At 40.7% G+C, this 14141-nt stretch carries 12 protein-coding genes; 6 read left to right on the top strand and 6 right to left on the bottom strand.

What is annotated here, in order from left to right; translation table 11 throughout:
* Positions 1–14: 14 nt before the first annotated feature.
* Positions 15–563: an RNA polymerase sigma factor gene (locus FUA48_RS03545; RefSeq protein ID WP_147582208.1), complete on the top strand. Its 549-nt coding sequence runs from the start codon at positions 15–17 to the stop codon at positions 561–563.
* Positions 560–2287 carry a PorT family protein gene (locus FUA48_RS03540; protein ID WP_147582206.1) on the top strand — a complete coding sequence of 576 codons (1728 nt, stop codon included), beginning with the start codon at positions 560–562 and terminating at the stop codon, positions 2285–2287. Before FUA48_RS03545 ends, FUA48_RS03540 begins: the two co-directional genes overlap by 4 nt.
* Here FUA48_RS03540 and FUA48_RS03535 read toward each other — a convergent pair.
* Positions 2277–3419, bottom strand: a complete 1143-nt coding sequence (locus FUA48_RS03535) for a lycopene cyclase family protein (RefSeq protein WP_147582204.1) — start codon at positions 3417–3419, stop codon at positions 2277–2279. The two genes, FUA48_RS03540 and FUA48_RS03535, sit on opposite strands and share 11 nt — an antisense overlap.
* A gap of 78 nt (positions 3420–3497) precedes the next feature.
* On the bottom strand, positions 3498–5849 hold the full coding sequence (locus FUA48_RS03530) for a TonB-dependent receptor (RefSeq protein WP_147582202.1): 2352 nt from the start codon (positions 5847–5849) through the stop codon (positions 3498–3500).
* 88 nt (positions 5850–5937) lie between these two features.
* On the opposite strand from FUA48_RS03530, the gene FUA48_RS03525 reads away from it, so the two are divergent.
* The 4 genes from FUA48_RS03525 to FUA48_RS03510 all read left to right on the top strand — a co-directional run bounded on the left by FUA48_RS03525 (position 5938) and on the right by FUA48_RS03510 (position 10841).
* The gene (locus FUA48_RS03525; protein WP_129750483.1) at positions 5938–6591 is read left to right on the top strand and encodes a metal-dependent transcriptional regulator; all 654 of its coding nucleotides are present in this window, start codon (positions 5938–5940) and stop codon (positions 6589–6591) included.
* Between the two features lies 1 nt (position 6592).
* Complete coding sequence (locus FUA48_RS03520; protein WP_147582200.1) at positions 6593–8482, top strand: Nramp family divalent metal transporter; 1890 nt, start codon at positions 6593–6595, stop codon at positions 8480–8482.
* 90 nt (positions 8483–8572) lie between these two features.
* Positions 8573–9988, top strand: coding sequence for an aldehyde dehydrogenase family protein (locus FUA48_RS03515; protein ID WP_147582197.1), 1416 nt, complete (start codon positions 8573–8575; stop codon positions 9986–9988).
* 58 nt (positions 9989–10046) lie between these two features.
* Complete coding sequence (locus FUA48_RS03510; protein ID WP_147582196.1) at positions 10047–10841, top strand: helix-turn-helix domain-containing protein; 795 nt, start codon at positions 10047–10049, stop codon at positions 10839–10841.
* On the opposite strand, the gene FUA48_RS03505 is transcribed toward FUA48_RS03510, so the two are convergent.
* From FUA48_RS03505 to FUA48_RS03490, 4 genes are read right to left on the bottom strand one after another with little or no spacing between them, the layout of a single operon-like run.
* On the bottom strand, positions 10838–10963 hold the full coding sequence (locus tag FUA48_RS03505) for a FeoB-associated Cys-rich membrane protein (RefSeq protein WP_147582194.1): 126 nt from the start codon (positions 10961–10963) through the stop codon (positions 10838–10840). The two genes, FUA48_RS03510 and FUA48_RS03505, sit on opposite strands and share 4 nt — an antisense overlap.
* A gap of 2 nt (positions 10964–10965) precedes the next feature.
* Positions 10966–11793: a hypothetical protein gene (locus FUA48_RS03500; protein WP_147582192.1), complete on the bottom strand. Its 828-nt coding sequence runs from the start codon at positions 11791–11793 to the stop codon at positions 10966–10968.
* Positions 11794–13896 carry a ferrous iron transport protein B gene (feoB, locus tag FUA48_RS03495; protein WP_147582190.1) on the bottom strand — a complete coding sequence of 701 codons (2103 nt, stop codon included), beginning with the start codon at positions 13894–13896 and terminating at the stop codon, positions 11794–11796. It lies immediately after the preceding gene.
* On the bottom strand, positions 13896–14132 hold the full coding sequence (locus FUA48_RS03490) for a FeoA family protein (RefSeq protein ID WP_129750476.1): 237 nt from the start codon (positions 14130–14132) through the stop codon (positions 13896–13898). Before FUA48_RS03490 ends, feoB begins: the two co-directional genes overlap by 1 nt.
* Positions 14133–14141 lie beyond the last annotated feature (9 nt).

Genomic DNA, 14141 nt, shown 5'->3' with positions numbered 1-14141 from the left:
AATACATAAAACCCTTGGGTCTTGAGCAGATAATACATGATTGCCAAAACAACAGTATTAAGGCGCAGGAACAGCTTTACAGGCTATACGCCTCTAAGCTGTTTGCGGTATGCCTTAAATACTCGCGCAATTATGCCGATGCTCAGGATAATTTGCAGGACGGATTTTTACTGATCTTTAAAAAAATAGACCAGTTCCGTTTTCAGGGCTCGTTTGAGGGTTGGGCAAAAAGGGTAATGGTAAACAACGTTCTTCAAAAATACAGGACACAGGGTGTTGTAGAACTGGTTAATGAGAACATTCCTGACGAGGAAGACACTATGGAAATTGAGGAAGACAACATTTCCATGGATTTTTTGCTCGCCATTATTCAGGAACTGCCCGACAGGTACAGGATGGTTTTTAACCTGTATGTAACCGACGGGTTTTCGCATAAAGAAATTGCAGAGATGCTTAATATAACAATAGGCACCTCTAAATCTAACCTTGCCAGGGCAAGGATAATATTGAAGGAGAAAATTGAAGCCCATAAGGGCAACACAAAAGTTCATTCGGCAAAATGAGTGAGAAAAAACACATAGACAGATTATTCCAGGAGAAGTTTAAGGACTTTGATGTGGCTCCACCGGAAAACATGTGGAAAAACATTGAGGCAGAACTGCAAAAGGATAAAAAGAAACGAAGGGTTATTCCTATATGGTGGTACAGGGTAGGCGGCATTGCGGCACTATTTGTAATAGGGCTTATGCTTTCGTGGCCTATTATTAACGGTAACCACGATACAGTTACAGATCCGGTTGTGAATCCGGTAGTACAGGAAGAGGATGCTGCCAAGCAAAATTCAAACGGCGGAGATCAAAACGGTAACGGCGCTATTGTACCCGATACCGAAAGCGCGGTTACACAGGGTGGTACTAACCAAACCGGTAATGCTGCTTCGGCTACTGAAAACGAAACAACAAATTCGGGAGTGAATGCTACATCAGGAAACCAAGGTGCTACGGTTATGGGTTCTGTAAAGCAACAGGATGCCGTAGTGATGGGAACAGGTAGTAATAAATCAGGTAAAACCAGTAGTAAAACAAAATCGGGTAATGAAAATATTACTTCCCCTGTAACTCAAGATAAATTACTTACTCAGGAAGAAAGGATTGCTCAGGGCAAAACGAATACTAAGAGTAATGGCAATACTGCTTCCGGTAACGAAAATAGAAGCGGCATTACTACCGATACAGATAAGTTAGACGTATTACAAAAGGAAAACAATCAGGGTGTGGCAAATAATAATACCCCTGTAAATTCTGATAAGATCGATATCCAGAATGATAACAACACTACTGACGAAAACAGCATACAGTTTGATGATGCTGAAAAAGAAAGTAAGCTTAACCAACTGATAAACGGAAACGAATCGGAAGTTGCGGATGCTGAAGCTACTGTAGACACTGCTGTTGTGGAGGAGGAGAATGAGCTTGAAAAACTGCTTAGGGAAAAAGAAGAGGGAGAAAAAGATGAGGCTATTGCCGAGGCGGTTAAAAACTACAAGTGGAATGTTAAGCCTCAGGTGGCTCCGTTATTTTATAACTCAATGTCGCAGGGTTCTCCTATTGATGCGCAGTTTGCATCAAACAGTAAAAATTATGATGCCGATATGAGTTATGGTGTAGGGTTGGATTATGCCATAAATGATAAGATTTCCATACGTTCGGGTATCAACACGGTAAACCTTAGCTACTCTACTAACGATATTACTTATTATGCTTCGTTAGACGGGCAAACAAATAATATAGTATCGGCAGGCAGCAGGTCGGCTAATATAGTTATAGAGACTCAAAACGGAAACGGAGATATAGCAGGACTTACACCTACTTCAGGCACGGCACCGATACTGTTTGCTTCCAATACTTTTGCCAACCAAAACTTTGAAGGGCAAATGGTACAGAAGATGGGTTATATAGAGGTGCCGCTGGAAATGTCTTACAAACTGCTGAATAAAAAGTTTGGTATTGAGCTTATAGGTGGTTTTAGTACATTGTTCCTAAACGATAATAACATAAGCGTGGTTTCTGATCAGGGTTACAGCACTGAGGTAGGAGAAGCCGGAAACCTTAACGACGTGAACTTTAGTACCAACCTTGGTGTTGGATTTAAATATAGTTTCTGGAAATCATTTGAAGCTAACTTCGAGCCTACCTTTAAATATCAGGTAAATACCTTTAACGGAAGTTCGGGTAATTTCAGGCCTTACTTTATAGGGCTTTACTCGGGTGTGAGCTTTAAATTCTAAATATGTTTCTCAGAAGGGCCTTTATAAAAAGGCTCTTCGGGCATTTAGCAATTACAGACAGATCTTCACTTAATGAGGTTTCCTCATCAAGGAACTTAAATACAGGGGATGCATTTCCCTTTTTGAACAGGGCAGCGAATATCTCACTGCCTTTTTCATTGGTGCGGTATAGTATATCCAGTAATAAGAGGTCGTAAAACCAAAAACGGTTGGTTTTGTAAAATTTCCTCAAATCATTTTCCTGCTCTAAAAAGCGGATAAGTTTTTCAGACTGTTTATCACTGTTTTTAAAGGTATACCCGGTTGAGGCTTTTGTCCATCCTCCGGCACTGCCTATATGCATTATGTTTTGTGTATTGTTTTTCCAAAACGGATATACCGTCATGGGGATGCTGCCTTTTTCTTTATCAGCTATTTCATAGTAAGTAATTCCTAAGCCAGTTATATAGTCCTTAATGGCACTATCATACTCTTCCTCTGGAAGCAGGTGTTCTGAAAATAAGGTATATTCAATCAGGGCTTCGGTTGATGAAACGGGTAGAACATACATAAAGCGGGTATTGCCTTTTTGAGGAATGCTGAAATCCATAAAGGTAGCTTTGCTGTCATCAAAAACAGGAGTATTGGTTTTAATAAACCAGCCCTTAAAGTGTTGTTGCAATACAGGGTGTTTTCCTTTTTTAGGGATATCAGGATTGTATATGCTGTTAAAGAGTTTGTTACAAGTGTAGTTCTCTGTTTCCGTTTTAACCAGAACATGGGTTTGTAGATCGGCAAAATCCACAACTTTCTGATTGGCAAATTCAATATTGGGATGTTGCTTCAGTTCGTTGAAAATAAAAGCGTAGAAATCGAGTCCGCGAACCATTTTGTACTGATAATCGCCAAAATCCAGTTCTTTTTTAAACGATTTAGCGGAAAACCATGCAGTATCCCAGTTTTTGCTCACTATGTTGTCCCATTTGCCTTTGCCCTGTTCCCAAAAACACCAGGTACGGTCGTTTGTGTTTTTAGAATTGCTGTCTATAAGCAAAACAGACTTATCGTTAAACCTGCCTGATAGTGCCATTTTATACACTGTCATTAAGGACGATAACCCTGCTCCTGTAAAAATATAATAGTAATGCTTCATAGACGGATAAACACAAAAGGCTTATAAGATAAATGTAAGCATTTATTCTTATAAGCCCAGTGATATGAGTAACTCTTATTACAGGTTCGTACCTATTTTTACACCTACAAAAATGGTTCGCAGCCTTCCCGGACCGTAAATGTAACTGGCATCCCTGTCTACGCCAAGGTCAAAATCCTTTTGGTAGGCATTAAAGATGTTTTGTATACCACCGCTAAGCTGTAACTCAAACTGATCCTGAAGCGTAAATGTGTACGATGATTTCCAGCTTACCTCAGTGAAGCCTTCTGTTTTTTTAAGCTCATCATTGGCTATATATCCGGCATAATGAGGTACATACATACTGCCGGTATAGACAAGTGTAAGGTTGTTTTGAAACTCTTTTTTAGGAGCATAGGTAACTATCATGTTCCCGTAAAAATTAGGTGATCGGAAAAAGTTCCTGTTGGTATTCTCAAGGTTATCGCTCCAGTCTACGGCTTCGCTGTATAAAGCTTTTTGAAGTGTGGCTCCGGCCTGCATCTGCCATTTTTCGTTAGGGGCAAATTTTCCTTCAATATTAATACCGTATACATCGGCACCTTTGCCGTTGCGTTTTTCCCAAAGCGTTTCTCCTACCTGCTCCAGTATAAACGGATTATTAAGGCGGGTGTAAAAAGCCTCTATTGTGGCTCCGGCTTCCAGGTGTTCGGTAGTTTTGCTCCAGTCGAGAGAAGTAAGGAAACTGTTTGAAGTTTCCGATTTCAGATTGTCAGACAGCCGTATAAGGCTAACTTCTCCCGCAGCGATACGGGCATGTATATCTTCCGAAAACACCTGTGGGGCACGGAAACCTTTAGCATAGCTTGTTCGCCATTGCAGGTTCTTTTTAATATCGTAAAGTATGTTTAGGCGGGGGTTAAAAACAACATCTTCCTGAGCTGCATTATGGAAATCGGCACGCAGCCCTCCCAGTAGTTTTAATCTTTGGTTTACTTTCCATTCTTCCTGAGCATATATGCCCAGTATGTTAAGCTGTTGGTTCACAAAGGCATTGTATCCCGGTTTACGATCGGTCATTTCTTCCCTTTTATATTCAGATCCCGCTGTAAATGTACCTCTTCCACCCAAAAAGCTTTCCTGGTTATGTATCCATTGTGCACCGGTTATATAGGTCGTTACTTCGGTATTTCCAAAACCTCTAATGCTTTCTTCATAATCAATATTCCCGAATTCGTCATTGGCACGGCCACCATAAAAGTTCTCGTTTTTAGACTGCTGTGCATTGGCATATAGTGAATATTTATTGTTCATATCCTCATTAGAGAATTCGTAGGTAACACCACCTCCTGTCATTTTAGAGCGTATCTGTTCGGTAATGTCCGATTCAAAAGGCTGTAAGTCTAACTGGCTTCCCCCTCTCCTGAATTCATTAATGGTATGGAAGTCCAGGGTTAGTTTTCTCCTGTTCTGGTAACGTTGAAAAGCCTTAAAGCCAAAGGTTCGGTTTTCCATTCTTGTAATCTCGGTGAAGCCGTCACCGTTGGCATCATAGGGATTCCTGTCGCGCAGCATCCCAAAAACCTGCATGCCTAAAGTGAGGTCTTCATTAAGAACCGTTCCGTTAAGGGTTAGCGCCTTATCGGGCTGTTTACCATCTATAAGGCCAAGATGGCTGTTTATCTCAAAATTGTTTTCAACAGGATCTTTAGTAATAATATTTATGGTTCCTGCAATAGCATTGGAACCGTATAAAGCCGACCCGCCCCCGCGCACAACCTCAATACGATCAATCATGTTAGTGGGGATTTGATCAAGACCATATATTCCGTTGAGTGCAGAGAATACCGGGCGGCTGTCTAAAAGTATTTGTGAATAGGCCCCGTCAAGCCCGTTCATACGTACCTGACTGAAACCGCAGTTTTGGCAATTGGTTTCCATCCTTAAACCGGGCTGAAAATTAAGCCCTTCCGAAAGGCTTAACGATTCTGTTTTTTGCAGTATTGCCGAATTGGTTACCGTAACAATAACAGGGGCTTCCTGTCTCCTTTCCTGACTGCGGCTGGCAGTAATAACAACCTGATCAAGATTTAGGGAAGAGGTTTCCAGTTCTATATTAAGCTGGCTTTCATTATTTGCTGTTATGTTTATTGTTCTTTCTTTTGTTTTATATCCTATGGCCGATACCATGAGGGTATAGTTGCCTGCCGGTAGCTTAATACTGTAGTTTCCGTTCTCATCGGCAGAAATTCCATAACCTGTTTCCTTTACATGTATGCTTGCATACGGCAAAGGGCTGCCGTTATCGGTTATTTGTCCTTTTACTGTTCCTGTGGTTTGTGCGGTTGCTATGCCCGATGCTTTATTGATAGTAGGCATAGTAATATTTTCCTCCTGAGACCACGAGAAGAAGAAGGACAATATTAAGGAAGAGTAAATTATTTTTTTCATTTAACAAATTATATTTTTAGACAAAACTAAAAATGTTTTTCAACATAACAAATTAATTATTTATATTTGTTTAATAATTAATATTATAATGACGTATTCTGAGGAGAATTACCTTAAGGTTATCTATCATCTTTCTATAGGAAACACTAAAGGAATTACTACAAATGCAATTGCAAACGAAATGGACAGTAAACCATCATCGGTAACCGATATGGTAAAGAAGCTGGCCGAAAAAGACTTGGTTATCTATAAAAAATATCAGGGTGTTTCCTTAACCGATAAGGGTAGGCAGCATGCCGTTATGATAGTGCGAAAGCACCGCCTGTGGGAAGTTTTTCTGGTAGAAAAGCTGGACTTTTCATGGGATGAAGTACATGATGTTGCCGAACAGCTGGAACACATAAAATCGGAAAAACTGACTGATAAACTGGATGAGTTTCTTGATTTCCCAACCGAAGACCCGCATGGCGACCCAATACCGGATAGGGAAGGTAAAATAGCCAAAGTAGAAAAACAGTTGCTTAGTGAAACCGAACTGCATCAAAAGGTAATATGTGTTGGGGTTAAGGACAGTTCCGCATCTTTCCTTCAGTATCTGGACAAACAGCAAATTGCTTTGGGTTCTTCTATAGAAATAGTATCACGAGAACATTTTGATCAATCCCTTACCCTAAAGGTTAACGACAGGCAGTTAAGCGTTTCTTATAAGATCGCTGCCAACCTTTTTGTGAAAACCGTGTAGTATGAATACAAAGAACAGCCATTCCCTGGAAGAGGTACATGAGTCGGTAAATATTGTACAAAATACCTCTGTATGGAAAAAGATACTTGCCTTTTTCGGACCTGCCTATATGATAAGTGTGGGCTATATGGATCCGGGTAACTGGGCAACCGATCTTGCCGGGGGTAGCCAGTTTGGCTATAAGCTGTTGTGGGTACTGTTAATGTCTAACATTATGGCGCTGCTACTGCAAAGCCTTAGTGCCAGACTTGGAATTGTAAGCAGGCGCGATTTGGCTCAGGCCTCGCGTGAAACCTATCCTAAAGGCGTCAATTATATTTTATACGGACTGGCAGAAATTGCCATTGCAGCCTGCGATCTTGCCGAAGTTTTGGGTATGGCAATAGGTTTGCAGCTTTTGTTTGACATTCCTTTACTTTGGGGTGTGAGCATTACCATGCTGGATACCTTCCTGCTTTTGTTCCTGCTTAATAAAGGAATAAAAAAGATGGAAGCCTTTATAATTGCCCTTATCGGGATAATAGGTTTTTCTTTCCTTGCCGAAATGTTCTTTGCAAAACCACAGATGGGTGAGATAGTAAAAGGACTGGTACCCGAAATTCCTAATAGTGCAGCATTGTATATTGCCATAGGTATTATTGGGGCAACGGTTATGCCACATAACTTATACCTGCATTCATCTCTGGTACAAACCCGAAAGTTTGACCGAACCTTTAAAGGCATTAAGCAGGCGATTCGCTATAACTTTGTAGATTCGCTTATAGCTTTAAATCTTGCCTTTTTTGTAAATGCCGCTATACTTATATTGGCCGCCGCCACATTTTTTAATAATGGTATGCACGAGGTGGCCGACATACAGGATGCCCATCAATTATTGGCTCCGCTGTTGGGTACCGATTGGGCCTCGGTATTGTTCGCTCTCGCACTTATTGCCGCCGGGCAAAGCTCTACCATTACGGGCACGCTTGCCGGGCAAATTGTTATGGAAGGCTACCTTAGCCTCAGGATACAGCCTTGGGTAAGGCGTATTGTTACCCGATTACTGGCTATAGTGCCGGCCTTTATTGCTATTGTATATTTAGGAGAAGATGCAACGGGAGAATTACTTTTACTCAGTCAGGTAATTTTGAGTCTTCAGTTAGGTTTTGCCATTATCCCGCTGATACACTTTGTAAGCGATAAGGAAAAGATGAATGAGTTTGCAATAGGTACAGTAACCAAAATTGCTTCGTGGGCCATAGCATTAGTTATAGTTGGGCTTAATGCCAAACTGGTATTTGATGAAATAAGAGGTTGGGTAGCTACTTCAGAAAATCCTGTATATATATGGGTATTTGTGGTGCCGCTTGCAGTAGGTGCGTCTGCACTGTTGCTGTATATTATCTTCAGGCCACTTATTCATAAAAAACACAAACAGGAAAAACTGGTGCCGCATATTGATGAGATTATCGTTAACGATGAAAATGGTATTAAGGAATACAGGAAGATTGCCCTGGCACTCGATTTTTCCAAAACCGATACCCGTGCTATATCCAGTGCGTTGCAAATGGGAGGCAAGGAAGCCGAATATACTCTTATCCATATTGTGGAAACGGTAGGCGCCATGATGTATGGCGACCAGGCTCATGATTATGAGACATCCAGTGATAAGGATTACCTTAAGGCCTATAAAAAGAGTCTGGAACAAAAAGGTTATAAGGTGGCTACCGAGTTAAGCTTTGGTAGTCCTAAAAAACAGATTCCGGCCATAATAAATAAGGAAGGCGGGAATTATGATATCCTTATTTTAGGAGCTCACGGACATAACTGGCTTAAGGATCTTATTTTTGGTACCACCGTAGATGCCGTTAGGCATAAGGTTGATATACCTGTACTTATCATTAAGGACTAAAATTCATGTGAACTTTTTAACAAAGTAAACTTGGACTTTTCAGCAAAGTAAAAAGCTGAAAAGCGGCAGAACTTTGTAAAAAATTAAGACATGAAAACAATTGACACCATTTATGTAAACGGAGCGTTTGTAAAACCGCACGGAACAGAAGTTTTCGATTTAATTAGTCCGACAGATAACGGACTTATCGGCAAAGTTATCCTTGGTGACGAAACCGATACCCAACTGGCTGTTGCAGCAGCCAAAGAAGCATTTAAAACCTTTTCTCAAACTACAAAGGAGGAGCGCATTGCTTATCTGCAAAAGCTTTATGATGTGGTAAAGCAAAGAGAATGTGAACTTATAGAGGTAATGGTAAAGGAATATGGCGGGACATTGCATTTTTGTACCATGAGTATTCAAAATGCACTTTCCGGATTTACCTCTGCAATAGAAGTATTAAAAACATTCGAATTCCAAAAGATTGTAGGCAAATCAAAAGTTATGTTGCAGCCGCTGGGAGTGGTAGGTATCATAACTCCGTGGAATGCAAGTAACGGTTTTATATGCAGCAAGCTGGCTATGTCCATAGCTTCGGGCAGTACGGCAGTGATAAAGCCCAGTGAAATGAGTGCGCTTCAAACACAGTTACTGCTGGAATGTTTTCATGAAGCCGCGTTGCCAAAAGGAGTATTTAATATTGTAAACGGTCGTGGTGACGTGGTAGGGGCAACTTTGGTTAATCACAGAGATGTGGCAAAAATATCTTTTACGGGTTCTACAGCAGTTGGTAAGTTTATAGCGCGTAGTGCCGCAGAGACCATGAAACGGGTAACACTGGAACTGGGAGGAAAATCGCCTAATATTATTCTTGATGATGCTAACCTTGAAGACGCTATACCTATGGCAGTTTCGGCAGCCTATATGAACAGCGGGCAAGCCTGTATTGCAGGAACACGATTATTAGTTCATGAAAGTAAGATAGCCGAAGTAAAGGAACTCCTTAAGGAAACTGTAGAGCAGGTAAAGGTGGGTAACCCCGCTGATGCCACTACTGTATTAGGCCCTATGGTAAACCAAAAACAATATAACAGGGTACAGGAATATATACAATTGGGTATGGAAGAAGGAGCCGAGTTGCTAATGGGAGGCCCGGGAAAACCGGAAGGCCTTGAGGCAGGTAACTTTGTTAAGCCAACAGTTTTTGTAAATGTTACTAACGATATGCGTATTGCCCGTGAGGAAATATTTGGCCCGGTACTTTCTGTTATTACCTATAAAACCGAGGAAGAGGCTATTGAGATTGCTAACGATACTGATTACGGCCTACAGGCCTATGTAAGCTCATCGGATGTGATGAGGGCTAAACGTGTGGCTTCACAAATTGTAGCGGGAAGGGTACTTATTAACGGACTTTACCATGACCCACTTGCTCCCTTTGGAGGATTCAAGCAATCTGGTATAGGCAGGGAAATGGGAGTGTATGGCCTTGAAGAGTATGTTGAACCAAAAACTATTTTAGTATAATTATTTGATTAAAAGCAGCAGTACTATACCTGCTGCTTTTTACGTATCTTTAAATATTATGGAAAAAACTGTATTCCCTTCTATAAAATTTTCATGCTATTTTACCGAATCCCGACAGGGCGAACATTTTATAAGCGATCATGTGCTTGGTTATGTGGAATCGGGCAGCACTACTTTTAACGACGGTAACAATTCAGTAACCATGGAGGCGGGGCAGCTTTACTTTTGCCGCCGCAACCAGCTGCTTAAATATGTAAAAACGCCACCGCAGGGAGGAGAGTTCCGTTCGGTTTCCGTTACATTTTCTCAGGAAATATTAAAGAATTTCAGTCTTAAGTATGGCTATGAAAGTGAAAGGAAATCATCGGGGAATTCCTGCCTTGTTCTGGATAACAATTCGGTGCTTGCCAATTATATGAATTCGTTAAGGGAATATGAGCCGGTATTAAAATATCCGGGTTCACCCTTATTGCCGGTTAAACAGGAAGAGGCAATTTTGCTATTGCTTAAATTGTGCCCTGAGATTAAGGATGTACTCTTTGATTTTACCGATCCCGGAAAGATAGACCTTGAAGCCTTTATGGAGCAAAACTATCACTTTAATGTGGGTGTTAACCGTTTTGCCTATTTAACTGGAAGAAGTCTTTCAGGGTTTAAAAGGGATTTTGAAAAAGTCTTCAGTATCTCACCGGGTAAGTGGCTTGTGCAGCGCAGGCTACAGGAAGCCTATTATTTACTTACCGAAAAGAAGATGACAGTATCGGATATTTATCCCGAAGTGGGATTTGAAGATATGTCGCACTTTTCCTATGCCTTTAAAAAAAGGTACGGAATGGCACCCACTAAAATTTAGTGACAGCCGCAGTCGTCGCTGCCGCAGCCTGATTTCTTTTTCTTTTTGAAAAAGAATTTCTTTACCAGAAAGGCTGCTGCCCCAGCTACAAGTATATATACTACTATTTCCTGTACATCCATAATTATAAATAAATGCCTCCTCCTAAGGTCGCAAAATTGTAGTTAGGTGTTGCAATATCAAGGTGCTCAAAGCCCACACTTATAAAATAGTTCTTCCTGTGAAAACGCCCTTCAATTTCAAAGGCATTAACGGGCTTTTCGTTTATAAAGGACCATTTTGCTCCTGCTAAAAAGCTGATATTCCTTTTGCAGAAGTATTCGGCATTGGCGCCAAATGAAAAGCCAAACTTATTTACATCGTTGGCAATGTAAGATGCACCCAGCGTCCACCCTAAATTAAAACGCTTTAAACGTATTCTGTCGTATCCCAAATTAAAATAGAATAACGAAAGATTATCAGAACTGTGTTCCTGAAATTCGAATAACTGATAGTAATCAGCTTTTATATAAAAGTATTGAAAAGGTCGCAGTTTTGCTTCAAGATGATTGCCAAAAAGGTTACCGTTATTATACAGAAACTTATCCTTAACATCAAACCTGAAATTATTTATGTTGCCGTTTTCATGCAAAAAGGGGTCAAAATAGTTACCATGTTCAGAAATGTAAAAGGGGTACTCTGTGAGTTCATTATGAAGATGGTTTTCTACACCATAGTGCCCTACTGTTGACATTCCAACTGTAAATAAAGCAATCTTTCCTAAAAGCTCTAATAAAATGGAACCATCTCCATCGCCGCCATTTCCTGACGAAGAAGATGACGATTGAGGGGCGGCGGTATTTAAATCTTTTTGCTGGTTTAATTCATTTTTAGATTTGTCCAGCTTATTTTGAGAATACCCTCCCGTAACGATTATTAGACTACAACAAAGAGCAAAAACTATTTTTTTCATTTATTTTAATAACTGGTAGGCGATTAGCGATACAACATAAGCAAAAGTACTCATGCCAAACAGCTGAATAAGTGGCCATTTCCAGGAATTTGTTTCTTTTTTGGTTATAGCCAGCGTACTGATACACTGCATGGCAAAAGCATAAAACAATAACAGTGAAACACCAGTGGCAAAATTAAATACCTTTTTACCTGTTACCGGACTGACATCGGCATCCATGCGTTGTTTTATGGTAGCATCGTCGTCACTGCTGCCTATATTGTATATGGTAGCCAGTGTCCCAACAAATACCTCTCTTGCAGCAAAAGAAGACACAATTGCTATGCCAATTTTCCAATCGTAACCCAAAGGCGTTATGGCTGGTTCTATACTTTTACCCATAATACCTATGTAAGAATTTTCTAACTGATAACCGGCAATCTCGTTGTCTAACTCCTGTTCAGTTAGCGAAAGAGATTGTGGCTGCTGTCTTACATGGGCTTCAGCATTTTTAAAGTTGTCGCCCGGGCCGTGAGATCCTAAAAACCAAATGATAATGGAAAGTGCAAGGATTATTTTACCGGCACCAAATACAAAGGCTTTAGTTTTTTCTACCACATTAATTCCCACATTCTTAAACATAGGGAGTTTGTAGTTAGGCATCTCTGCCACAAAAAAGCTTTTAAAACGTACCTTTAATATAAGGTTGAGTATATATGCGGCAAGTATGGCACCTGCAAAACCTAAAAGGTAAAGCAGCATTAGTGTTAAACCCTGAAGGTTAAAAACACCCAACACCATCCTGTTAGGGATAATAAGGGAAATAAGTATGGTGTATACCGGTAACCTTGCCGAACAGGTTGTAAAAGGGGTAACCAAAATGGTGATAAGCCTTTCACGCCAGTTCTCAATATTTCTTGCCGCCATAATAGCCGGGATGGCACAGGCCGTACCCGATATTAACGGAACAATACTTTTTCCGCTAAGGCCAAAGCGTTTCATTATCTTATCCATCAGGAAAACCACACGGCTCATATAACCGCTTTCCTCTAAAAGGGAAATGAACAGGAACAGGAAGGCAATTTGCGGAATAAATATTACCACACCGCCTATACCCGGAATAATACCATCGGCAACAAGCTCGGTGAGCTTGCCCGGGGGCAAGGTTCTGGAGGTCCATGAGCTTAACCATGTAAAGCTTCGGTCTATAAAGTCCATCGGAATTTCTGACCATGCAAATATCGACTGGAATATAAGCATGAGTATACAGAAGAAGATAACATAACCAAACACTTTGTGTGTAAGTACCCTGTCCAGCTTTGCCCTTAGGTCTTTAGCTTTAGAGGAGTCTATGGTCTGGCCCTGCTTAAGCACATCATTTATAAACTGATAACGCTTAATGGTTTCTTTTTGCTGTAATCGCTTAAGCTCAGATTTTGATTTTGTAAACGAGCTGTTTTGTATTTCGTTTCTTTCCAGTGCACCAAAGTTAACGTCCTGGGTAATTACCAGCCAAAGTTTATACAGCAACTGGTTAGGGAAAGCATTGCGTAGTTTATTAAAGTATTCAGGATCTATACCTGATGCATTAAGGCATGGTTCGGTAGAAAGGGATTCATAGTTTACTATAAGTTTCTTCAGTCCGTCAATACCAGTTCCTTTTCTTGAGCTTACAAGGGCAATCTTTGTGTTTAAGTGCTGTTCAAGATGAGGTATATCCAGGCTAATACCTTTACGCTCCATCCTGTCGGCCATGTTTATAACCAGTATGGTAGGGATTTCAAGGTCTTTTATCTGGGTAAACAGCAGCAGGTTTCGTTTCAGGTTTTCCACATCGGTAACCACTACTGCCACATCAGGAAAGTCTTTATCGTTACGGTTAAGAAGCAGTTCTATAACCACATTCTCATCCATAGAGCTGGCATTAAGGCTATAAGTACCGGGAAGGTCTATAATGGTGCCTTTTATATTGCCCGGCAGCTTTACCGAACCCTGCTTTCGCTCAACGGTGATTCCTGGGTAGTTACCTACCTGCTGGTTTAGACCTGTTAGCTGATTAAAAACAGATGTTTTTCCGGTATTGGGATTGCCAATTAAGGCTATCTTTAGATTTTGGGCTGCCATTAAATCGTTTCAATTATTTCAACATCAATTTCTTCGGCAGTTTCCAGCCTTATGGCTACATGGCTGTCGTTTACATTAATGTAGATTGGATCCCCCAGGGGGGCAACTTGTAAAAGTTCCACAAAATTGCCGGGAAGGCACCCCATTTCAAGTAACTTTAACGGGATGGCATCAATATTAAAATCGGTAATGATGGCCTTTTGTCCTTTTTTTAGCCCTGCAAGTGAAGTTTTCAAAGCTTATTT

Source organism: Flavobacterium alkalisoli (assembly GCF_008000935.1).
Classification (GTDB): Bacteria; Bacteroidota; Bacteroidia; order Flavobacteriales; family Flavobacteriaceae; genus Flavobacterium; species Flavobacterium alkalisoli.
Note: the sequence above shows the minus strand (reverse complement) of the source record. Positions and strands in the feature narration are given on the sequence as shown.